Source organism: Rhizobium sp. 01L410 (assembly GCF_056400165.1).
Genome location: NZ_JBFTST010000013.1, coordinates 1 through 23,510, shown reverse-complemented (window position 1 = coordinate 23,510; position 23,510 = coordinate 1). Strand labels below are relative to the sequence as shown.

19 protein-coding genes and 1 pseudogene are annotated in these 23,510 nt (G+C 56.5%); 13 read left to right on the top strand and 7 right to left on the bottom strand.

Annotated elements, in window-relative coordinates:
- The first annotated feature begins 532 nt into the window (after positions 1-532).
- The 7 genes from AC1DV9_RS23930 to AC1DV9_RS23900 all read left to right on the top strand — a co-directional run bounded on the left by AC1DV9_RS23930 (position 533) and on the right by AC1DV9_RS23900 (position 8,904).
- Positions 533-682 carry a hypothetical protein gene (locus AC1DV9_RS23930; RefSeq protein ID WP_162698781.1) on the top strand — a complete coding sequence of 50 codons (150 nt, stop codon included), beginning with the start codon at positions 533-535 and terminating at the stop codon, positions 680-682.
- Between the two features lie 333 nt (positions 683-1,015).
- A complete protein-coding gene (locus AC1DV9_RS23925) occupies positions 1,016-4,144 on the top strand; it encodes a type II toxin-antitoxin system ParD family antitoxin (protein WP_112444608.1) in 3,129 nt (1,042 codons plus the stop codon).
- 38 nt (positions 4,145-4,182) lie between these two features.
- Positions 4,183-5,691: a helix-turn-helix transcriptional regulator gene (locus AC1DV9_RS23920; protein WP_477950288.1), complete on the top strand. Its 1,509-nt coding sequence runs from the start codon at positions 4,183-4,185 to the stop codon at positions 5,689-5,691.
- Between the two features lie 281 nt (positions 5,692-5,972).
- Positions 5,973-6,242 carry a BON domain-containing protein gene (locus tag AC1DV9_RS23915; protein WP_477950287.1) on the top strand — a complete coding sequence of 90 codons (270 nt, stop codon included), beginning with the start codon at positions 5,973-5,975 and terminating at the stop codon, positions 6,240-6,242.
- Between the two features lie 123 nt (positions 6,243-6,365).
- On the top strand, positions 6,366-6,581 hold the full coding sequence (locus AC1DV9_RS23910) for a CsbD family protein (RefSeq protein WP_477950286.1): 216 nt from the start codon (positions 6,366-6,368) through the stop codon (positions 6,579-6,581).
- A gap of 64 nt (positions 6,582-6,645) precedes the next feature.
- On the top strand, positions 6,646-7,548 hold the full coding sequence (locus AC1DV9_RS23905; RefSeq protein WP_477950285.1) for a PhnA-like protein: 903 nt from the start codon (positions 6,646-6,648) through the stop codon (positions 7,546-7,548).
- A gap of 195 nt (positions 7,549-7,743) precedes the next feature.
- Positions 7,744-8,904, top strand: coding sequence for a GAF domain-containing protein (locus tag AC1DV9_RS23900; protein ID WP_477950284.1), 1,161 nt, complete (start codon positions 7,744-7,746; stop codon positions 8,902-8,904).
- Between the two features lie 17 nt (positions 8,905-8,921).
- Here AC1DV9_RS23900 and AC1DV9_RS23895 read toward each other — a convergent pair whose 3' ends face one another.
- A complete protein-coding gene (locus AC1DV9_RS23895) occupies positions 8,922-9,923 on the bottom strand; it encodes a sensor histidine kinase (protein ID WP_112390624.1) in 1,002 nt (333 codons plus the stop codon).
- 162 nt (positions 9,924-10,085) lie between these two features.
- On the opposite strand from AC1DV9_RS23895, the gene AC1DV9_RS23890 reads away from it, so the two are divergent.
- Positions 10,086-13,190, top strand: a complete 3,105-nt coding sequence (locus AC1DV9_RS23890) for a hybrid sensor histidine kinase/response regulator (RefSeq protein ID WP_477950366.1) — start codon at positions 10,086-10,088, stop codon at positions 13,188-13,190.
- Positions 13,191-13,722: 532 nt separating this feature from the next.
- Here the strand turns inward: AC1DV9_RS23890 and AC1DV9_RS23885 are convergent.
- From AC1DV9_RS23885 to AC1DV9_RS23875, 3 genes are all read right to left on the bottom strand, one after another.
- The gene (locus AC1DV9_RS23885) at positions 13,723-14,277 is read right to left on the bottom strand and encodes a fasciclin domain-containing protein (RefSeq protein ID WP_477950283.1); all 555 of its coding nucleotides are present in this window, start codon (positions 14,275-14,277) and stop codon (positions 13,723-13,725) included.
- 135 nt (positions 14,278-14,412) lie between these two features.
- Positions 14,413-15,078, bottom strand: coding sequence for a ChrR family anti-sigma-E factor (locus tag AC1DV9_RS23880; protein ID WP_477950365.1), 666 nt, complete (start codon positions 15,076-15,078; stop codon positions 14,413-14,415).
- On the bottom strand, positions 15,075-15,596 hold the full coding sequence (locus tag AC1DV9_RS23875; protein ID WP_477950282.1) for a sigma-70 family RNA polymerase sigma factor: 522 nt from the start codon (positions 15,594-15,596) through the stop codon (positions 15,075-15,077). Before AC1DV9_RS23875 ends, AC1DV9_RS23880 begins: the two co-directional genes overlap by 4 nt.
- 236 nt (positions 15,597-15,832) lie before the next feature.
- Here AC1DV9_RS23875 and folE point away from each other — a divergent pair, with 236 nt between their 5' ends.
- The 4 genes from folE (at position 15,833) to AC1DV9_RS23855 (ending at position 19,312) form a co-directional block, all read left to right on the top strand.
- Positions 15,833-16,435, top strand: a complete 603-nt coding sequence (gene folE / locus AC1DV9_RS23870; RefSeq protein WP_477950281.1) for a GTP cyclohydrolase I FolE — start codon at positions 15,833-15,835, stop codon at positions 16,433-16,435.
- Between the two features lie 4 nt (positions 16,436-16,439).
- On the top strand, positions 16,440-17,987 hold the full coding sequence (locus AC1DV9_RS23865) for a cryptochrome/photolyase family protein (RefSeq protein ID WP_477950280.1): 1,548 nt from the start codon (positions 16,440-16,442) through the stop codon (positions 17,985-17,987).
- Between the two features lie 22 nt (positions 17,988-18,009).
- The gene (locus tag AC1DV9_RS23860; protein WP_477950364.1) at positions 18,010-18,702 is read left to right on the top strand and encodes an SDR family NAD(P)-dependent oxidoreductase; all 693 of its coding nucleotides are present in this window, start codon (positions 18,010-18,012) and stop codon (positions 18,700-18,702) included.
- A gap of 64 nt (positions 18,703-18,766) precedes the next feature.
- Positions 18,767-19,312, top strand: coding sequence for a response regulator transcription factor (locus tag AC1DV9_RS23855; protein ID WP_477950279.1), 546 nt, complete (start codon positions 18,767-18,769; stop codon positions 19,310-19,312).
- A 614-nt stretch (positions 19,313-19,926) separates the two neighbouring features.
- Here the strand turns inward: AC1DV9_RS23855 and AC1DV9_RS23850 are convergent.
- Positions 19,927-20,460, bottom strand: coding sequence for a DUF992 domain-containing protein (locus AC1DV9_RS23850; RefSeq protein WP_477950278.1), 534 nt, complete (start codon positions 20,458-20,460; stop codon positions 19,927-19,929).
- A 901-nt stretch (positions 20,461-21,361) separates the two neighbouring features.
- Here AC1DV9_RS23850 and AC1DV9_RS23845 point away from each other — a divergent pair.
- A complete protein-coding gene (locus AC1DV9_RS23845; RefSeq protein ID WP_112390632.1) occupies positions 21,362-21,529 on the top strand; it encodes a Thivi_2564 family membrane protein in 168 nt (55 codons plus the stop codon).
- Between the two features lie 750 nt (positions 21,530-22,279).
- Here the strand turns inward: AC1DV9_RS23845 and AC1DV9_RS23840 are convergent.
- Together AC1DV9_RS23840 and AC1DV9_RS23835 are read right to left on the bottom strand one after the other, a co-directional pair.
- Positions 22,280-23,020 (bottom strand): outer membrane protein, encoded by a 741-nt coding sequence (locus AC1DV9_RS23840; protein ID WP_477950277.1) that lies wholly within the window; start codon positions 23,018-23,020, stop codon positions 22,280-22,282.
- A gap of 355 nt (positions 23,021-23,375) precedes the next feature.
- Positions 23,376-23,510: pseudogene (locus AC1DV9_RS23835) on the bottom strand (IS5/IS1182 family transposase); the annotation flags it as partial.

Below are 23,510 nucleotides of genomic sequence, written 5' to 3'. Positions count from 1 at the left end.
ATTCTCTTTCGTACCGCGTCCGATGCTAGGTCGGCATGTGCTGGTAACAGAGGAAGGTACGAACGCAAACCTTCTCACCACGTCTTTGTTCCCTGCAGAAGACTCCACCTGCGAATTTCTACAGGAGCGGGTCTGCATTTCCTGGGCATCGCACGCGTTCAACTCGTCGGCTAGCTCCTTCGCATCGACCTTGCTCAGTTGAACGAAATCTCTGCCGTTGGTTGCCGCTGGAAGTCCCGTCGTCGTGTCTACGATCTTCCAAGCCCCGGCATGATCCTCGCTCACAGCGCCATGTATGGTGGGACTGGACGTTCCAAAGTTGAGGGTTCCGGTTCCATGCCGACCATACGCTCATGATTCAGTGCATAACGATTTCATCGCTTCGTACGATAGGACGTAGTGACCGCAGTCTTGCTTCAAACCAACGCGAGCGACACCTACGCAGCCTTGTCAACGCCGTGCCAGAATAGGCGATGAAACTGAGGGAACTATACCGCCCCTTGGTTGTTCGCTGTGCAACGAGGATGAAGCTATGACCTATAAGAACCCCGACCCGACCAGCGACGCGGCACGAACCGACCCCAACACGGCGGATGAAGCCCGTGAGAAATTGAAGGACCAGGCAGAAAAAGGCTTGCGAGACGCCAGAGAAAAACCTTCGAAAGACGGGCCGAAAACGTAAAATGTCTAGGTTCAAAGACGTCTCAGCACGCCATGCTCCAATAGATGGCCGCATATTAAGAGCGAAGACGAATCCACGGGTTATAGCTGTCCTGTGGAGCATCTACGTTGGTATAGCGGGTCTGATATTGATCGGTACGGTGGTCTCGGAAGTCCGGTGATGGACTGGATGGAGAGGGCGATTTGTTCGGCTATCGGTCAGGTGCCAGTCATCCCGCTGCTCCAGGAAATCGCTCCTAAATCAGCCCTATAGAGCGGGGATCTGGCAAGTCAGTTTTATACCAATCCGCAAAATTTCCTGGACCGTGACATCAGTTGACACAGTCAGTTCGCAATGGCACGTACAGCCATGATCAATCGTCAATCCCGCAACGTTTCACTTACGCCCGAACTTGAGGGTTTCATCAACCAATGTCTCGCATCCGGCAACTTTGCCAATGCCAGCGAGGTCGTGCGCGCGGGCCTTCGCGCCCTTAGGGACGTGGATGGAAAGCCGAAGCCAACCCCTGCTACCGGCTGGCCCATTGGCGGCGGGGAATGTGGCAACCTCATCCGATCCAAGAACTGGGCCAATCATATCCTTGGTGCGGTTGAGGAATGGTCTGCGGAATTACGGGCGACAGTCGCCAATATTGTAAATTCACCGGTCGCCAAGGTGCTCATGTGGGGCGCTGATCACATCATGCTTTACAACGATGCCTACCGGGAGATCGCAGGGGAGCGTCATCCGATGGCATTGGGCACGCCCGTTGCAACCGCCTTTCCCGAGGTCTGGGACTGGAACCAGGCGATTCTGCAAGTCGGCCTGAACGGCAAAACCGTGGTTCATCGTGATCAACCGATCGTTTTTCAACGACCGGATGGTCCTCAGACAATGATGCTCGACCTGTTCTACACGCCTGTCTACGACGCAAACGGTTCGGTGGGCGGGGTTATGTGCACGATCGTCGATAACAGTGCGAAGGTTACCGCGGAGACCAAGCTTGCTGCACGCGAGGCCGAGCTGCGTCGGGTCACAGACGCCGTTCCAATGCTGATCTCCTACGTGGATCGCGACCACATCTATCGCTTTGCAAACGCCGCTTACCGAGACTGGTTTGATATCGATCCGCAGTCGATGGTCGGACAGCACGTAGAAAGTATGATAGGCAAGCAGGCTTACGCCGACCGAAAAGCCTCGATCGATCGTGGATTATCGGGCGAGACATTTTCAGCTGAAACGACTATGCCGCGTGCCGACGGTACAGTGCGGCGCCTGGAAGTGCGGTATGTACCGCATGTCGAGCCCGATGGTTCGATACCGGGCGTCCATATTCTCGGCATCGATGTGGAGGAGCGTGCGACCCGCGAGGCCGCCATCGCATTCAGCAATGGGCGCTTCCGCACCGCCATGGACGCGGTCCACGGGATCCTATGGACCAATAGCGCCGATGGCCGCATGGTCGGGGAACAACCCGGATGGGCCGCCCTCACCGGGCAGACGCAGGATGAGTATCAGGGATACGGCTGGTCGAGGGCGGTCCACCCGGACGATTCTGCTGGAAGTGTGGAGGCCTGGCAGCGGGCGGTCGCGACGAAGACCATGTTTTTATACGAGCACCGGGTGCGCAGGCATGATGGCGCTTGGCGCCAGTTTGCGGTACGCGCCCTGCCTATTCTCGACAAGACCGGCGAGATCGTCGAATGGGTCGGCGTGCACACCGACATCACGCATCAAAGGGCAGCCGAAGCTGCGCTGCGGGAGCAGGCAGATACATTGGCGCAGCAGGTCCGGCATCGCGAACGAGCTGAGGATCAACTACGGCAGCTGAACGAAACGCTTGAGGCCCGCGTTATCGCGGAAATCGCCGAGCGCCGGCAGGCGGAAGTCAAGCTTGCGCAATCTCAGAAGATGGAGACCGTTGGCAAACTGACGGGCGGCGTGGCTCACGACTTCAACAATTTGCTGCAGGTGGTATCGGGAAATCTTGCACTGCTTGCGAAAGACATCGCCGGCAATGAGCGTGCCGAGAAACGCGTGTCGAACGCAATGGCGGGTGTCAGCCGCGGCGCCAAGCTCGCAAGCCAGCTCCTTGCCTTTGGTCGGCGTCAGGCACTTGAGCCCAAGGTCGTGAACATCAGCCGCTTCGTACAAGGCATGGACGACATGCTGCGCCGGGCGATTGGCGAGGCTGTCGAGGTCGAAACCGTCGTGGCGGGTGGGCTGTGGAACACGTTTATCGATCCTGCCCAGATCGAGAATGCGCTCCTCAACCTCGCCATCAATGCGCGTGATGCGATGGACGGCCAGGGCAAGCTCACCATCGAACTGTCAAACGCGCATCTCGACGAGCTTTATGCGCGAACGCACGATGAAGTAACGCCCGGTCAATACGTGCTGCTGGCCGTCACAGATACGGGAACCGGCATGTCGCCGGAGATCATTGACAAGGTTTTCGAACCGTTCTTTTCGACGAAAGCCGAGGGCAAGGGTTCCGGCCTCGGGCTTTCGATGGTCTACGGCTTCGTCAAGCAATCAGGCGGTCATGTTAAGATCTATTCCGAAGTCGGTCACGGCACGACGATCAAGCTTTATCTTCCCAGAGCCCTCCAGGCCGAAGACATGGAAGTGAACGTCGACAACGGCCCGATAGCAGGTGGCACTGAAACCGTCCTCGTCGTCGAGGATGACGAAGAGGTGCGGGAGACCGTTGTCGCCCTCCTTGCAGACCTCGGCTATCGTGTGCTGAAGGCGGTCGATGCGGCCAGCGCGCTCAACGTGATCGATAGCGGCATACCCATCGACATCCTGTTCACGGATGTTGTCATGCCCGGCAATTTGAAAAGCCCTGAGCTGGCGCGCAAGGCCAAAGAGCGCCTCCCCGAGATCGCCGTGCTGTTCACATCGGGATATACCGAGAATTCCATCGTCCACGGCGGCAAGCTCGACGCCGGCGTCGAGCTTCTTTCGAAGCCGTACACCCGGGATGCCCTGGCAAAAAAGTTCAGGCACGTCATCAACAATCAGCGACAAAAGTCGGGTGCTGCGCCCTCCCCGGCTCCAAAAGCCCCTGAGACTTCGTTGCCCGAACCATCTGCACAGCTAACGATCATCCTGGTCGAAGACGATCCGCTGATCCGGATGAACACGTCCGATATCCTCAAGGAAGCAGGCCACATCGTGGTCGACGCGGGAAGCGCCGAGGAAGCTATGGCCGCGCTAGAAACGGTTCCCTTCGACGTCCTGGTCACGGACATCAGCCTTCCAGGCGCCTCGGGCAAGGTTCTTGCGGAGCGGGCGCGCACCTTGCGGCCTTGGTCGAGGATCATATTCGCGACCGGTGACGCCTCGGCCGTGCGGGCTTCCGACGGGGTCGTTCTCAGCAAGCCCTACGATGCCGAGCAACTCAACCGGGCGATCCTGCCAAGAGACGCAATCTCCAAGTCGCTTGACCAGGAAGACGAAGTGGACGCGACGAAATAGGTTTCACGGCGCGCGGCGTGACGTCCAAGGATCCTTTAATGAACGACAGACTCGAGCCTCCACGCATCAACCGGGGCAGCCTGCAGGAACTAATAGGCGGCCTCAGCGATGGCATCATACTCATTGATCAGGCGGGCGCGATTGCCTGGGCGAATGATGCGGCGATCGTCATGCATCGTGCAAACGCAATTGACGACCTCGGAAGGGATGCAGCGGGCTACCGACGTCGATTCACTTTGCGATATCGCAACAACCATCCGCTGGAAGAAGGACAGTACCCGCTCGAACGGCTGCTGGCCGGCGAGACGATCGACGATATGACGGTCGAAGTCTCGCCCAGCGATAACCTCGATCTGGTCTGGGTGCACACCGTTCGGAGCATGGTCATCTCCGACGCCGGGGGTAAAGCGGATGTGCTCGCGCTGATCTTGCGAGATGAAACTCCGCGCTTTGAAGCCGAGGAACGATTCGAACGGTCCTTCAACGCCAATCCCGCTCCAGGCCTTATCTGCCGCCTGGAGGACAATCGGTTCATTCGCGTCAATCAGGGCTTTCTTGAAATGACGGGTTTCAGCAAGGAGGACGTGATCGGCAAGACTGTCGACGCTGTCGGGTTGTTCTCAAACTGTGAAACTGGGGATGACGCGCTTCTGAAGCTCAGCGAAGGGCGGGTAATCCGCCACCGCGAGTCGCTAATTCCTCTCCCGGACGGTGGTGACCGGCTTGTGATTGTCGCCGGCGAGCCTATTTCCGTGGTCGAAGAGCCGTGTATGCTTTTTACCTTTGCGGACCTCGATGCCCGCAGGAAAGCCCAGAACGCCCTGCGTCAAAGCGAGGAGCGATTTTCGAAATCCTTCCGTCTATCGCCTGCGCCGGCCGCCATATCGCGCCTCGCCGATTTCGTTTTCACAGAGGCGAACGATGCCTTCCTGCAGATTTCGGGATATGGCCTCACAGAGGTCGTCGGCCGAACAGCCGCTGAACTTCACCTCTGGGAAGACGTGGCAGCCCGGCGGGCGCTGGAGCAAAAGCTGCGTGACAACATCTTCGTGCGTAACGAGCCGACACGCTTGAAGCAAAAAGACGGTGCAATGGCGGACTGTCTTGTGTCTGCGGAAAGGGTCGAGATCAACGACGAGCAATGCGTGATCTGGGCTCTTCAGGATGTGACCGAGCGCCGGCGTAGCGAGACGCAATTGGTCGAAGCGATCGAGAGCGTCATGGCGGACACTTCATGGTTCAGCCGCTCCATCGTCGAGCGGCTTGCGACACTCAAACAAGCGTCAACAGCGGTGCCCACGGCGACACTGATGGAGCTGAGTGACAGGGAGCGCGAGATTTTAGGTCTTATCTGCGTCGGACAAAGTGACGCCGATATGGCTCAAACCCTGCACCTGTCGAGGAACACGATCCGCAATCACGTCACCTCTCTTTATGGAAAGATCCGCGTCAATCGTCGCGCGGCAGCAGTGATATGGGCGCGAGAACGTGGCTTCACAGGCGCTGCCACTGGCAAGGCCTTAGATCACAAGAAGAAGAAAAAGTAATTTTACGACGTGTACCTGCTAAAAAGGTCGTTTGATACTAGGCGATCTAGTATTTTTCGCTCTGAAAATTCTCATGCTCCAGCGCTAGTTTCAAAGTCATGCCACCGGCTTTGCCGGGGTCGGATGATCGACGCACCATAGGTGAAAAGGGCTGCATGATGGATAAGTCGTCGGCAAAAATTCGGGCCGTAGGAAGACGCAGCGAGGCCCTCGGGCCGCGGCGCTGCACCGAATGGCTGATCGCCGTGGCAAGCTTCGGTTACTGATCCTTCCAGGAGGTTATGGAGATGCTTTTCTCATTTTATTCAGGTACGGCGACCATCTCCGCAGATTACTGTGGTGCGGGTGCAGCACTCAGCGCCCTGCTAGCTTACGCGCGTGGCCTCGAAGACTGCCAGATTGAAGTCGAAATCGCAGGCGGCGACATATTGCTCAACGGCGTGGCATCGTCAGAGAGGGCCGCGAGTGAAGCAGTGGCGATCGCCACCGACTTCGCGACGGGCACGGTCATCTGCAACCTGCAAGTGCGCCCGCCGAAACCGTCGATTTGATACTGGCCGATCGATACGCTGCCAGTTCAATGCAAAAGATAAACGCCTCCAAACCTACGTTGGAACAAAACGTTCCATCGCGAATTTAAGCAAACGGAAAAACGTAAGCGAAAGGAATACGTTATGAGCAGCACAGGTGATAAAGCATCAGGTCTTGCAAATGAAGCCATCGGCGACATCAAGCAGGGCGTCGGCAAGCTCGTCGGAAGCGAAAAGCTGCAAGCCGAAGGTAAGGTTCAGGAAATCAAGGGTGAGGCCCAGCAGGCTATGGGCGACGCCAAGGACGCAACCAAGAAGGGTGCCAATTCAGCTTCCGATTACATCAACAAGAAGCTCTAGCATCCCAACGAGGACACAGCCGTGACGGCTGTGTCCGTCCCACTTCCCGCACAGGAAAATCGTGATGATCGAACCCGTTGGTGTGTCCCACCGCGAAGTCATTCCTTATGCCGACGCTGCTGATGGCGCCTATTTCAACAAGATTTCGTGGGGCGCTATTTTTGCCGGCATAGTTCTTGCACTCGCGATGCAGTTTCTTCTCAACCTTCTGGGCGTCGGGATCGGCGCCGCCGTGATAGACCCCACAACCTCTGACAATCCGGCTGCGAGCACATTTTCGATTGTCAGTGCAATCTGGTTCGTCGCAGCCGGAATCTTCGCATCCTTTGTGGGTGGATATGTGTCTAGCCGGCTCTCCGGCCGCCCGAGTAGATCTACAGGTGGGTATCATGGTCTGACGACGTGGGCGGCCACGACAATTGTTGTACTATACCTTCTTACCACGTCGGTTGGTGCTGTTATCGGCGGCGCATTCAGTGGGATTGGGTCGTTGATCGGCGGCGTCGGACAGACTGCGACGACAGCCGTGACCGCTGCTACCCCGGTTGTTGCAAATGCAAGCAACCCGTTCGCGGACATTGAGCAGCAGATCCGATCCACAACGGGCGGCAACGATCCTCAGGCTCTGCGCGATGCGGCAGTGAGCGCCGTTCAGGCTGTTGTTTCAGGCGACCATGCCAAAGCCGACAACGCGCGTAATAGGGCTGCCGAGGCTCTAGCGCGGGCGCAGAGCATTCCTGTCGATCAGGCAAAGACCGAGATTGCGCAGTATGAGGCGCAATACAAGCAGTCGGTGGACACGGCAAAGCAGAAGGCGAGCGAAGCGGCGCAGAAGACAGCCACGGTCGTATCCGCCGGCGCGATACTGGCATTCATTGCCTTACTGCTCGGCGCAGCGGCCGCCTGGATCGGCGGATCCGCAGGAACTCAGAAAACAACTTTGCGTGCGGCAATCGAGCACCGGTAAACTCAGATCAGTAAGCTATGAGAATGGCGCCAGCTTGAAATCGATCGGCGCCATTCAGCATTTTACCAAGCTGTCCGACTTCGTTTCCAGCCTTTTGACTTGCTTCCGACGTGAGGGGTGTCTAGTTGGCTACAGGAACTGAAGAACCTGTCTTCAATACGGTGACCATCGGTTTCGACGATGCAAGGATGCGACTTGACCCGAACTCACGACACCCTGTCAAACCACGATACCGTCCCAACCTCGTTGGACATCGGACCAGACCGACTTAACGCGCTCTATCAGACCGAATTGATGGACAGTGGGCCAGAGGAACGCTTCGATCGCTTGACACGGCTCGTTGCTGCGACCTTGTCGGTCCCGGTGGCGCTCGTTTCATTGGTCGACACAAAGAGGCAGTTCTTCAAGAGTTCGTTTGGTCTTCCTGAACCCTGGAAGACCGATCGAGAAACACCTCTGACACATTCGTTTTGCCAGCATGTCGTTGCAAGAGCTGCTCCCCTCGTTATCGAAGATTCAACACTCGACCCTCTTGTTTGCGACAATCTTGCTATTCCGGATCTGAACGTGCGCGCGTACCTTGGCATCCCGCTTCTGGACCAAGATGGTCATGTCCTGGGTTCGCTTTGCGCCATTGATGCCGAGCCGCACAAATGGACGGCTCGTGAGCAAGAGATACTCGCTGATTTTGCCAAACTGGTGGAAGAGCAAATTTCCCTGCGAGAACGCGTCGCAAGACTGGCGCAGTTCGATGAGCAGCGTCTTCTGATCCAGGGCGAGTTGGCGCATCGTATCAAGAATATCTTCTCGGTCATATCCAGCCTGCTCCTCGTCTCGTCGAGGACCGAGAGCAATCTAGATGGATTTGTGCGCAGCGTCACTGGACGGATACAGGCGCTGAGCAGAGCCAACGATTTCATCATCGATTCGAGGCCTGAGGGGAACGGTGTTGCATGCGGTCTCGCGGGCTTGATGGAAGCCTTGCTAGCGCCTTTCAAACGGGATGAAAAGCAGGCTATCGTCTCTTGCCAGAACATCACCGTCGGCGAGAAGACCGCGGCTGCCCTCGCATTGGTAATCCACGAACTTGCAACTAATGCAGCCAAGTATGGCGCACTATCGACTGGCGATGGCTACATCCATTTGGAATGTAACAGCTTAGGTGACACGTTAAAGATCACTTGGCGGGAAATCGGCGGGCCACCGATCACGCAAAACCCGTCGAGGAAAGGTTTCGGGACCAGAATGGTGGCCCGGACCGTGGAAGCGCAGCTCATGGGAACGATCACGCGAGATTTCGCGAGCGATGGTTTGTTGGTCGCCCTCGAAATTCCGCTATCGGCCATCGGCAGGTAGTTTCTGGGCAGGCGAACTCACCCGGCAAGTCGGCTTGCCTTGAGGCGCAACGTCACCACCAAACCGTGTTCAACCCATTCGTAGTCGATCGCACCGCCCAGCTGTCCAGAGATGGTGCGCTGTAAAAGCTTGCTGCCATATCCTTCTGTGGTCGAACCAGTGTTGACCCCACTCTCCCGATGCTCGCTCCAGACGATCTCGAGATCTTCCTCACTCAGCGTCCCGGAGATATCGAGCAACCCCGTGTCATTCGACAATGCGCCGTACTTCAGCGAATTTGTCGCCAGTTCATGGATAACGAGGGCGAGGCTTGTCGCCGCCCTTTCCCCCAACCCCATACGCGGCACCGCCACGCGGATGCGACCGGCAAAGGCACCTACGTCGTCATAAGGCGCGAGCAGCACAGTGAACAGATCGCCCAGCAAGGCGGCGCTCCCCTGCCCGTCCGCTAGCGGGCGCACGAGTTCATGGGCCCGGCCGAGTGCGGTCAGGCGCTGCATCAACTGCAGAACCATTTCCTCCTTCGTTTCCGTCGAGCGGGACGTGATGTTTGTAAGACCTGCCGCCAGCGCCAACAGGTTTTTGACGCGATGGCTCATCTCTCCAGCGAGCAGTTCGTGACCTTCCTCCGCCTGTTTGCGGCCTGTCACATCGAGGAAAATTCCGGTCATCTTGTTGGTCGCTGCATCCCCTTCATTGCCCTGGCCTCGCGCGGAAATCCACCTGACATCCGATCCACCGGTCAGGATACGGAAATCGATCTCGAAGGCACCATCAATGGCTCGGGTCGCGACGAACGCCGCCCTTACCCGGTCCCGATCCGCAGGATGCACCTTAGCGGATAGATGCTCGAAGGTCAGGTCTTCCTCGACAGGGATATCCCACAGCTCGTATGCCTTCGCGTCCATGAAGAATGCGTCGTCATCGACAATCCAGGTCCACAGCGCCACGCCGGCAGACTTGACAGCACGCCTAAGCTCGTCGGCGCTCCAATCTGGCTGTGATTTCGCTTGGCTCATCGTAAATTTTCCACCAGATGCAAAAACTCGCCCCGATCCAGAACTAGCGGGCTGGACAAGTGTTATCAATAGCCTAAGTGGCGTCTGCGACCCTGCGATGGAAATGCTATGAACGTACAAGCCTCCAATCAATTGCACGATATTTTCGTTGGCAACGGCGAGATGGCGCAGATGATGCGTCGTCACGACTGGGCGAGCAGCTCGCTCGGCCTGCCGGAAAAATGGCCGGAAGCGCTCAAGGTCGCCATACGGCTCCTGCTGACATCCAAGTTTGAAATGTGGCTCGGATGGGGGCCAGACATCGCATTCTTCTACAACGATGCCTATCGGCCGACACTTGGGAACAAGCATCCGAATGCACTCGCCGTCCCGACAAAGATCCTCTGGTCGGAAATCTGGAACGATATCGAAGGACGCCTCGACACAGTTTACAAGGACGGCCAGTCAACATGGGACAAGGCGCTTCCTCTCCTGCTGGAGCGCAACGGCTACACCGAGGAGACCTATCACACATTCTCCTACAGCCCGCTCATTGGCGATAGCGGCAAGGTGGAAGGCGTCTTTTGCGCTGTTACGGAAGAGACCGAGAGGGTTATCAGCGAACGTCGTATGTCGACAATGCGTGCACTCGCTTCCGGGCTTGCGGCTGCGAACACGCAAGATGAGGTCTTCACGGCATCGCATTGCACCCTTTCGGAGAACCTGCGTGACCTCCCTTTCAGCGCGCTTTATGTTTTCGACGCAGATGGAAATGCGATACGGCAATGGGTTTGTGGCACGACCGACGGCGACGGTCTTTTGCCCGCGTGTATAAATCGCGGCAGTGACATCTGGAACCCTGAGCAAGCCTGGACGAAACAGGTCGCCGAGATGGTGGACCTTTCGGCGATCAGCAATGTCCCCTCTGGACCATGGCCCAAGCCGCCGTCTCAGGCCATGGTCCTGCCGCTGATCGGACAGGGCAACAACGGTCCAAAGGGGATCCTGATCAGCGGACTTAATCCGCATCGAATTGCAACCGACGAATACCTCGACTTCTTGAAATTGATCGCCGGCCAGATAACGTCTCGCTTGGCGAGTGCGGAAGCTTTCGAAACAGAGCGTAGGCGGGCGGCGGCTTTGGCCGAAGCGGCAGAAATGCGGGAAAGGGCGGCCGCTGCCCTTGAACAGCTGAACCGCCAGCTTGCCTCGGAAGTCGAACTTCGCACCACTGAACGGGATCGCATGCGCGGTTTGTTTCAGCAAGCCCCGAGCTTCATGTGTATTTTGAGCGGCCCTGATCACGTATTCGAGCTCGCCAACGATGCCTACCTACAACTCGTAGGAAACAGACCGCTCGTGGGCTTAAAGGTGAGAGACGCCTTGCCGGAAGTTGCCGGTCAAGGCTTCTTCGAATTACTAGACGGTGTTTACAAGACAGGGAGGCCGTACATCGGCCGTTATCTCCCGGTCATGCTACAGCGTGAGGGCGAGAAACCGGACCAGCGGTTCATGAACCTGATCTACCAGCCAATATTCGATCACGACGGGATGGTCACCGGAATTTTCGTCGATGGCTTCGATGTCACGCACCAGAAACGCGCCGAGGAGCAGCTCCACAGCCTCAATAACACCCTTGAGCAAAGGGTTGAGCAGCGCACCCAGGAACTGAGGACCGCTCTTCTCGATCTCGAAAAAGAAACGGTCGAGCGCGAGAATGCACAGGTCGCGTTGAGACAGGCACAGAAAATGGAGGCGCTGGGCAATCTCACAGGCGGCGTCGCACATGATTTCAACAATCTTCTCCAAGTCGTGAGTGGCAATCTCCAGCTCCTGTCGAAGGATGTAGACGGCAATCCTCGTGCTTTACAGCGGCTCGAAAATGCGCTGGCCGGTGTCGAGCGAGGCGCAAAACTTGCGTCGCAGCTTCTCGCATTTGGCCGGCGACAGCCGCTGGAGCCGAAGGTTATCAATGTTCGCAGATTGGTTCAGAACATGGACGACATGCTGCGGAGGGCGCTGGGTGAAGAAATCGAACTCGAAACAATTGTCTCAGGCGGCCTTTGGAACACTCTGATCGATCCCAGCCAGCTGGAGAATGCAATACTAAACCTGGCGATCAACGCACGAGACGCAATGGGTGGCCGAGGGCGTTTGACGATCGAGACGGCAAACTCCGTCCTCGATGAGGATTACGCGCGCGCACACGATGACGTGCGGCCAGGACAGTACGTCCTGGTTGCGGTAACCGATACCGGATCCGGCATTTTGCCCGAGATAATAGATCATGTGCTCGAACCATTTTTCAGCACGAAGTCGGACGGCAAGGGGACCGGTCTGGGACTTTCAATGGTCTATGGCTTTTTGAAGCAGTCCGGGGGGCATTTGAAAATCTACAGCGAAGTGGGCCATGGGACCACTATGAAGCTCTATATGCCACGCACGATGCAAGTCGAGGACACGCTGACAGATGCGAGCGCAATCCCGCCTACCGGAGGCACGGAGACCGTTCTTGTCGTCGAAGATGACGACGGTGTTCGTGATACTTCGGTGGCGCTGCTTAGCGACCTGGGGTACCGCGTCCTCAAGGCCCATGACGCACAGTCGGCGTTCGCTATTGTGAACAGCGGCATGAAAATCGACCTTTTGTTTACCGATGTAGTGATGCCAGGACCCATGCGCAGCGTAGAGCTCGCCCGAAAGGCAAAGGCGCTTCTTCCGGGTATGGCAGTCCTCTACACCTCGGGCTATACAGAGAATTCGATCGTCCACGGCGGCAGGCTGGACGCCGGAGTCGAGCTCCTGTCCAAGCCGTACACGCGCGAGGCACTGGCGCGCAAAGTGCGGCATGTCCTCGCCAATGCACAGCAACACCGGATCGCGTTGGAGCGTCTTGACCGTCAAGATCAGGCTAGCGAACCGATAGCTAGCGAAACCGGGACGGTCCTCGTGGTTGAGGATGAGCCGCTCATCCTGATGTCGACGGTCGATATGGTCGAAGAACTGGGCTACACGGTCCTTGAGGCAAGTTCGGCGGAAGTTGCGCTTTCGATATTTGAAACAGAAACGATCGATGTCCTATTTACCGATGTCGGATTGCCGGGTATGTCGGGCACCGACTTGGCCCGAACGATACGGGAGCGTCGGCCGGAAGTGCAGATCGTTTTTGCCAGCGGCGATAGCAATGCGAAGTCCATTTCGGGCTTGGAGGACGCACTTCAGCTGTCCAAACCGTTCGCACTGGAGCAACTGAAGGCTATTCTCGCCCAGGCGCGCTCTCGGAAATGACAACCTTATACTGCTTGGTGGCATACGAGTTTGCACCTATGCAGGATCAAATCAAAATCGCGTAGTCGGCCCGACACGAAGGCCGTGTCCGTGCGACGGTATGGTGCCATCATTTCTTACTTCAGTCAGATTGGCTAGAGCTTCCGCTGAGCTGTAAGGTTTCATGAGAAATCGGCCATCAGTTGGCAAGTCACTTTGCGAAACTCGCCGATCACCTGACGTGACTAGGATTGCGACTGGTGGCCAACCGGCTCGCATATGTCTGGCAAGATCAAGGCTGTCTTCAGAGCGCGGCATATCGGCATCCGTGAACACTTCCCTGATGTACGGCGTCACACCGAGGGTACGAACCGCCTCCAGTACATATCCAGCCTTGATCCCGTTGAAACCTGCATCGATCAGCGCAATCGTCCTTGAAACACGCCAAGGCTGTAGCGTCTAAAGCCTCCCAGCAAAGGGCGGACCGGAATCTCGCTCAGTCACAGCGATAAAAGGTTGCGAGGGCGCCTTCCAATGCGCCCTCGCGCTCTGTTCAGCTTTTGGGGAGCAGTACCTTGTCCACGACGTGGATGACACCGTTCGACTGCTTTACGTCAGCAATCGTGACGTCAGCAACGCCTCCAGACTCGTCTGTGAGCGTGATCTTGCCCATTGAAGCCTTTGCCTTAAGAACGCATCCTCCTACTGTCTTGATATCGTGCTCGCCGCCGTCCTTTTTGATCATTTGAGACAGCGCCTTCGACATCACGTCGGCGGCGACGACGTGACAGGTCAAGATCTTTGCAAGCTTGTCCTTGTTTTCGGGCTTCAGCAGAGTGTCGACGGTACCTTTCGGAAGTGCGTCAAACGCTTCATTGGTGGGAGCGAAAACCGTGAACGGCCCCTTGCCTTCCAACGTCTTTACCAGCCCGGCCGCTTTGACAGCAGCCACCAAGGTCGTATGGTCCTTGGAGTTAGCCGCGTTTTCAACGATGTTCTTGTTTTCGTACATGGCCGCCCCGCCGACCTCGGGGTTCTTAGCCTGTGCTACGCCAGCGGCAAGGATCAGTGACGCGCCGACGAACAGTGCTTTGGTCATGCTCTTCATGGGTTTCTCCTCTGATAATAATCCCGTTACAGGCATCGACGTTTACGAGGCGGATTCCGGCTGGATCGAAAATAGTTGCCACACAAGCGGAATAAAAACCGTTGCGTGATGGCCGCCCGTAACAGTTCCGCGCCGTCAGATTTTCAACAAAGGCTGGAGAAACCGCATAAGCTTGCTGGAAAATCTCAGCGGCGCATCTGTGACAGCGAGACAAATACAATTCTCATCATCCCCGGCGCGGGGTGTGTGAAGAATTTCCGTGTCCGCCATCTCGACGTCTCCACGGCGGAATGTGGAAATCTCGTCGGAGAACGAGCCAGCAAGCACTAGCGTAAGCTCCACACCCGTGTGTGTGTGCTCTGGCACAGGTTGTCCCTTCGGAATTCGCAACAGCCGCATGGTCGTCGTCTCGTCTCCCGTAGCAACGATCATCTGGGCTGCACCACCAGCTCCAAGCCGACGCCACACTAGTCCACCCGCGTGATCGACATACGATCTGAGTGGTTCCGGTAACAGGGTATCTCCAGCACCAGCAGACTGCCTGAACGGGATGACCTTATCGCTTTCTCCGGCATCAATCCGCGCTTTCAGCTGGTCCCAACTCCGCGCCACGACCTCGTCATCGCTGTCCGGCTTCTCGCTTTCCAGAAAATGGCCGCCTATCGCTTCATAGACGCCCAGACTGTTACGGCATGAAGGGCACAAAGCGAGATGGGTCGCGACGGCGACGCTCCACCCTTCGCTAAGCTTGCCAGCTGCATATCGCATCAGCATCTCATCGTCGATATGATGTCGGATCATCGGGTTGTATGCTGCAATACCCATCTTAGTTTCTCACAGGCCATTCGAATTCTTGACTTAACTGTCCCCAGCGGGATCCCTAGTGCAGAGGCTATCGCCGAGTGTGGCATTTCCTCGAAATATGACAGACGCAAGACTTCGAGATGCTCTTCCTTCAACTCACCAAGAGCGCGTGTCAGTGCCGCTGCGTCCTGCGCATTGACCAGCAGACGATCTGCAGGGAGGTCCGCTTCCCGAACAAATGCCGGATCATTTTCGTCAAACTCTGGCATGCGTCGGCGCAGGGAGTCGATGTAAAGATTTCGAGCAATCCTGAAAATCCATGTTGAGACCTGCGCCCGACTGGGATCGTACTGGTAGGCCTTACGCCAGACCAACAGCATCACCTCCTGCGACAGTTCGTCAGCCATCGTTGGATCTCTCGTCATTTTCCTCATGTGCGATCTGAGCCGCGGGAAAATGTAAGCGTAAATTTCCTCGAAGGCGTCCGCGTCGCGCAACTCTGCGACGGCGGCCATTAGCCTTGTCATCCTAATCTGAACTGTTTCAGGCCTCGCCTTTTCCATCATCTGATTCCCCGCATGCACGCGAGGCAATTGCTTCCTAACCGCTACTGAAAGCATGGTCGCCACTTTCTGGACGTTCTTCGGGGTTGTTACGGCGCAAATCTCCATTGGATCAATAAAATCTCGGACTCTCCGGTCGATCCAACTGGCAGTTCTTCGCGTAGCAGCGGGCGTAAGGAGATATGAAAATGGATCAGATCGAGACGGCACCCGCGCAGGAAGCACATCTTCCGACTGTGGAAGACGCTCAAAATGCGGTCCGAATCCTTCTCGCCTGGGCAGGCGACGACCACGAAAGGGAAGGCCTTCAAGACACCCCTGCGCGTATTGCACGAGCGTACCGGGAACTCTTCGCCGGGTACCGGGAACAGCCAGGCAATGTCCTCAGCACGACATTCGACGAGGTCGGTGGTTACAGCGATGCCGTGCTCGCGCGTGATATTCCGTTCTACTCGCTTTGCGAGCATCACATGCTGCCATTCCGCGGCGTCGCGCATGTGGCATATGTGCCAAGCAACTGTGTCGTCGGTCTTTCCAAAATTGCCCGCCTTGTCGAGCTGTATGCCCGGCGCCTGCAGATCCAGGAACGCATGACCAGTCAGATCGTGGACGCGCTGCAAGAGCGGCTGCAGCCGCAGGGTGTCGCCGTCCTTGTCGAGGCTGAGCACATGTGCATGTCGATGCGCGGCATCGCAAAAAGCGGATCCAAGACTCTTACAACAACGTTCAGGGGAGTTTTGCGAACGGACGCTTCACTCCAGGCGCGCTTTTTCAATGACCTGAGGGACTAGCGCCATGGGAGAAGCTCCCTCTGTCGGCACGATGGTCTTCATTCTCGGCGACCAGCTGTCTCACTCGATCTCCAGCCTGGAAGTGTTTGATCCGGACACTGATGTGATCCTCATGTGCGAAGTGATGGACGAGGCAACATACGTACGCCATCACAAGAAGAAGATAGCATTCATTTTCAGTGCAATGCGGCACTTCGCTCAGGAACTGCAAAACAAGGGTTTCCGCGTTCGATACGTCACGATCGACCATCCGCGCAACACGGGGTCATTTGACGGCGAGCTCCGACGGGCGATAGCAGACCTCTCTCCGACAAGAGTTCGACTGACCGAGCCTGGCGAATGGCGCGTGCTGGAAATGGTCAGCCGATCGCAATCCTCTGTCGAAGCGCCAATCGAGGTGATCGATGATAGCAGGTTTATATGCAGTCGATCGGAATTCGCCGACTGGGCTGCAGGGCGCGAGGACCTCGTCATGGAGTTCTTCTATCGCGAGATGCGGCGCAAGACTGGACTATTGATGAAGGGGGACCAGCCTGTCGGAGGACGATGGAACTTCGATGCAGAAAACAGAAAGCCCGCGCGCCCGGACATGTTTCGCGCAGAACGCCGTGCGATTGAAAATGACGCAATAACTTGCGAGGTCATCGAGCTCGTCGGCAAGCTCTTTCCCGATAATTTTGGCGAACTGCGCGACTTCCGCTTTGCGGTTAGCTCTGAAGACGCGTCACTCATTGCGGACGATTTCGTAGACGTCCACCTTTCAGAATTTGGCGCGACCCAGGACGCTATGCTGTCAGGAGATCCGGTTCTCAATCACTCGCTCCTGTCCTTCTACATCAATGTGGGGCTGGTCGACCCGCTTGACGTTTGCCGACGGGCAGAAAGGGCATACTTTGAGGGCAACGCGCCGCTGAACGCGGTGGAGGGTTTCATCAGACAGATCATAGGTTGGCGCGAATATATGCGCGGAATCTATTGGTTGAAGATGCCCGGATACGGCGATGCCAACTTCTTTGGCAATACACGACCGCTTCCCGACTTCTACTGGACGGGGATGACAGATATGAATTGCGTCGCGACGGTCGTCGGGGAAACCCGGTCGAACGCTTACGCGCATCACATCCAGCGTCTGATGGTCACTGGCAACTTCGCGCTGATCGCAGGTATCGATCCGAAGCAGGTGCATCAATGGTATCTCGAGGTCTATGCAGACGCCTATGAATGGGTCGAGATGCCCAACGTCATAGGAATGAGCCAGTTTGCCGACGGCGGCATCGTAGGCACGAAGCCGTACGCCGCCTCCGGAAATTACATTTCAAGAATGTCGGACTACTGCGACGGCTGCGGCTTCAATGTCAAAGAGCGGACGGGGCCTGCCGCCTGTCCATTCAATCACCTCTACTGGGACTTTCTCTCGCGCAACCGCAGCTTGCTGGCGGGCAATAGGCGTCTCGCGAGACAGTATGCGACCTGGGACCGGATGGACGGCGTCGTGCGCCGCGACATCGTCGAAACCGCCGCCCGGTTTTTAGCGGCTCTCCAAGGTTACTAAGGGAGGGATGGTCGTGACATCTATGAAATCCCTTCCTACTGGATATCGAGGCCTCGTCATCGGTGCATCGGGCGGCATTGGCGAAAGTCTGGTTGAGGCTCTGAGACATGATACGAGAGCTGGCGAGGTGGTTGGCCTATCTCGATCGGTTGACGGACTGGAGCTGGAAAGGGAATGGACGCTGCATGCGCACGCGACAAGACTGACAGGCAAGTCCTTTAACATGATCGTGTGCGCTACTGGGGCATTGACAATCGACACCCGGGGACCGGAAAAATCCATCAGGCAAATCGATCGCGACGCCATGCTGAAACAGTTCTCGACCAACGCGGTCGGACCCGCGCTGATACTCAAGCACTTCGTTCCACTGCTTGATAGGAAAGACCGCTCGCTCTTCGTCATTCTATCTGCAAGGGTCGGATCGATCGGCGACAACCGCCTGGGCGGATGGATCTCCTACCGCAGTTCTAAAGCAGCGTTGAATCAGATCGTGAAGACCACGTCGATCGAGCTTGCTAGGACACATCCGAAGTGTGTGATCGTCGCGGTTCACCCGGGCACAGTGGCTACAGCGCTTTCAGCTCCCTTCCGTAACGGACACCAGCCGTTTGAGCCATGGGAAGTATCGCGCCTTATCCTCAGGACCGTAGATAACCTTTCAGCCGAACAGAGTGGATCATTCATCGCCTACGACGGCAGCGAGATCGTCTGGTAGCAGCAATCGGCATGGGGAAGGGTGCAGGCGTGCTACGCATCGACCAAAATCAGCGAGGTCTTCCATGGACATTAAGCCCGACACGTCAGCTCGCTTTCTCATCGTCGACGATGACGAAATCTTTGCGCGAAGGCTTGCACTCGCATTGTCAACACGAGGTTTCCAAACAGAAACTGCAACCACCTTAAAGACTGCGTACGCCGCACTAGCAACCGGAAGATTTGACGTGCTGATAACCGACTTGCGCATCGCCGACGACAGTGGTCTTGAACTCGTCAAGGCCATGCAGCGTAAATTCCCGCAGTCAAAGATCCTAGTGCTTACCGGGTACGGCAGTGTTCCGGTCGCGGTGAGCGCCGTGAAACTCGGCGCAACTGAGTTTCTGAGCAAACCAGCGGACACTGATGAAATACTCGAGGTACTAGGCCTTCTTGAACGCAAACGCGACGAAGGAGATGCGACATTCTCTTCTCCGGATATGATGCGCTGGCACCACATCGTGAGCGTATATGAATCGACGGGGAAGAACGTCTCGAAAACAGCACGGCAGCTCAATATGCATCGGCGCACTCTGCAGCGTCTCCTTATTCGGGGAAAGCCGAAAACATGAAGCGCAGTTGAGATAATGGGATTGCTGTGAGATGAGGCTGATCGGAGCGCCAGGTTAATCGCAGATCGATGGGCTGCCGAGCCGCTAGCGGCGGGCTCTCACACTGAAACGACGTGGAGCTTTATGTCAAGGCATAGCCGGCCGCATCTCTTTTCGGAGCGGCCGGCGTCTGATGTTCAGACTATATGTCTCAACGTATCCACGGCGCGAATTTTCGAGTTATCAGTTATGGTGTCCGTCAAGCGTACACACAAACGCGACATTTTTCGATTATTCCGGCATGTCATGAGCCGGGATCAAGCAGCTTCACGATGCCGGGCGGACCATCATTCTGGATATGACCTGGCAACCGGATGCGATTGAGCGGGCAAGCTCCAGCGCGACGCCCTCGTCGGCGCGAGTCGACACGCATCCTTCGAGGACGACATAAGGTCCGAGAATAGACGCTGTGATCCGCGCGCCGGCAATTCGCCGATCCGCCGAGATCGCAGCCTCTACAGACGCTTTGGTACTGAGGCTCGAAAGACCAGCACCGTGGGAACCGGAATGCCGACTGTCGAATGCGTCGAAGTGCATGATCATTTGAAAGCGCCTTTCGGGTCAGTAAGGTTATGTCAGCCTCGGGTGTGGCTCGTAGCCTTGCGCAGCTTCAACTGCGAAATTCCGGCGGCGACGTTCAGTCCGGTGCCAGCTTCGGCGCTCAGCGGCTGAAGCGCAAAGTTTTTGGCATTGCCACCGACGAGCGCATTTGCGCCAAGACCCAATCCTACAGATGCGCTGGCAGAGGCGCCGACGTAAGTTCCGGCAAGGGCACCATCGCCGATGCGGGTCGGGGCCGTATTAACAACCAGCCAACTCATGTAGCGCTTGCCGGTGATACCTACATCGATCCCGAGCCTGCCGATCGATCCAGTGTAGCGCTCGACCTTTCCGGTACGTTGCTTGAACGAGCACTCAAGCGTACGGCTTGATCCGATGACGAGGCCGACCGCGCCGGCGACTTCGCAGGAGAGTGTCCCCAACCGCTCTTTGGGCTCCTGCGCGACAAGCTGCTTTGAGTGTTGCGGCGCATGATGCTTGGTGACCGCTCCCGCGGATCCTGCGAAAGCCAATGTAAATGCGGCGAACGTTGCGAGAGTACGTTTCATCTAAAGCTCCTGTGGATTTTGATCTATCGGCGCCGTAACGCGCCGAATGCGCAATAGTTCAATGTTTTGGCGCGCACCCAAAGATATATTCAGGATGAGCCAGGTGAGACAGCTGTGATCTCTCGCAGCCTTGGCGTTCAGCTTCCGAGTTGAGCGCACGTTCCTAGCTCATCTTTGGCCGCAGTGTGCAGGTGCAAAAGGTCCTTCCCCATGGCTTCTTTGTGGGTTGCATTTCGACGCTACTTCCATCCCAAACCTGGAACCTGAGACCGCGGGCGCGGCGGTACCCCAGCCCTGCTGACGTAAGCTTACACATTGGCTTCGTCGTCTCATCCTCGCACTCGATTAGACCGGCGTCGCAGGCAATGATGGCCGTCTTGAGTGTTGACCGTGAGATGAGACAGTCAAGGCTTTGAAATTGAGCGCCCGTTTCCCTGACCGAATTCCGACATCCAGTGGGAACCAAGATCGTTGACGTTGGTTATTCAGTTTCAAACGCATCCATCAAGTGGTGCATCTACTGTCCCCCTCGTTCTCCCTTACGCTGGGGTGCCCCTATTCGGATGATCCTCATGAAGTTGAATTTGGTCTTCTTGCTAATCGTGGTGGCACTCGCAGGCTGTACAAACCGAAGTCACTCAGGCACCATGAGCGACACCGAGCTCTCTCTTCGAAACACTCCTCAATACGGGCGCGCCATCGGGCCTCAGCTTGACGCCCAACGCGTGAGATGACACGTTCTAGTCGTCGATCGCTATTAAGGCGAAATGCCAATCGTGAGGCATGCCAAGTGCATGATTGTACATGGTGCCAGTGATGTCCTCCCTCACCCTCAGTTCGTCGATCAACCAAGCTGCTAAGGGGATTCCTGGAAGCTGACATCGATGAATGGCGCCGTTAAATGGGTGCATCTGTTTTAATCGGAATTCGGATCACGTTTCTTGTTATTATTCTCGTACTGTACCTGGTCCAGCGTTTGCGCATAGACGGCCGAATGCGCCAAATCGTTCAGATCATCGTTATCATTATCGGCATCGTATCGCTCCTGAAGTACCTCGCGGTCTGGTAGCGCCGGGAATCGTTGTCAACATTGCATATGGTTATCTCTATCTAACGGTCTCGTAGCCATATACCGCTGGCCCATCAGGCATCAGCTCGTCGATCTCGCGTCGGCGGGCTTTTAATTTCTCAAATCCACTTCGGACGAACTGCATCGTCAATTAAGCTGACGAAGCTAAGCAACTCATGGAAACAATCGTCTTCACTCTGGGTGTCATGTTGGAAAACATCATGCCGGCATCGCGGAGGCATACGGAGAAGCAAGAGAACTATTTGCCTCAATTCCTTGGGAAGACGGAGGCGCGGAGCTCTACGCACACCCGCTAGCAGCGTTGTCCGTTGTCCTCGCCGTCTATCGCGTTGGAACGCAACAACAGTCCAGCTGACGGCTAGGCGGTAAGCGCCCGTTTTCGGGACGCGGGGAGCTTGAGACAAAGCGCCTCAACCTCGTTTATATTTCTCCCCGAGCACATAGTTCACTAGTGGTGTCGGCTGGAACCAGGTCCTGGCACGCCCTCTGCACGGTGTAAACTTTATCGCTACTTACGCAAAGCGGGCCAGCCGTCAGTCGAAGGACCGCGATGTCATCGTGAGCTGCATCTGCTCGACACGACGTATATCTTTCACGCTTTGATCGTCCATCGACCCGCGCATTCATCAACGATCTCGCAGCTGTGTTGGATGCCGCCCACACCAAATGTAAACACTCGTGCAGTGGCGTGAGCGGGAGTTTTCTCCGGTACAGGGTGGCTTGGCTGGCTTAGAAGCTCTTCCGGAAACCGAACGTAACAGCATCGCTCCGGAAATCGGTAGTGGAAGACGTTCCATCTCGAGCTGTGAAGTCGAAGTTGTCCGCAGCCGTGAACCTGTACCCGATATCGAGCGTCGTGTTGTCGAATAGCGAGACGTTCGAAAACAAGCCAAGTCCCTGCAAATTGATGCCAACCCCGGCATCGAGGTGATATGCAAAGGCCGTGTCGCTGTCATCCATCAATGTTCCGACACCCCCGACGCCTTGCTTGCGCAGATCCAGGTTTATGAAGCCGACGCCGCCGCCGACATATGGGGTAATAGCGCTCAAAGCCCCGTCGGTAGCGAGCGGAACATCGATGTACCCGTTGACATAACCCTGAAATGTCCTTGCATCGCCGTATGAGTTGATGCCACCCAACCCGACGCCGCCGACGCTATGTTCGTCGACGCTGGCAGTGCCATAACCTAGTTCAAGCTCGAGTCGGGGGGATACAAAACCATAAGATCCGAAGTCATAGCCTGCACGAAGTGCGCTGTAATAGCCAACATCGTAGTCCGTTCTGACCGTCCCGCCGGCGAAATCGAAACTTGTGTCGTCCAGAAAATTCACGGAACTCAGCGAACCGATGTAAAATCCAGAGGTCGACTGAACCGAAACGGCCTGCTCAGCGGGCGCAACCAAATCCGCAGCGAAAACCGAAGACGTTGAAGAAACCATAACGGCGAAAAGTGCGGCTGAAAATTTCATGGTAGACCTGCGCTCCATGCCATCGAAAAAATCGATAGCTCCTGATGCAACAACTAGGTGAGACGCGGTCCCCGACCAGATCACCGAGGTTAAGTGTTCGTCCTTCAGAAGTGGCCGTGACAAAAAGGCAACGCTGAATACGCCGGGACGCGACGTTCTCTGCCGCACTTTTGTGCAGGAAGACCACTGCAACGATACCCAAACGATCCCGCCGGCTGAATCTCGATGGTCTGGTCGGGGAGCGATGTCCACGCTGAGGATGACAGAGGGAGAGATTGCTGTCGGCCGCTGGCTACTGAGGCTGCGACAGCGCCCTCCTCACAGTTGCAGCAGTAGTGCAAGCTAGGGCGTAGACTCATAACGACCTGATCCAGATGCGGGTGGCGAGTAGTTTTACGGCTGCTAGGAAGTTTTGGGGGTCCTTGTCATATCGAGTGGCAATCCCTCTGAACTGCTTGAGCTTGTTGAAGAAGCGTTCGACGAGGTTTCG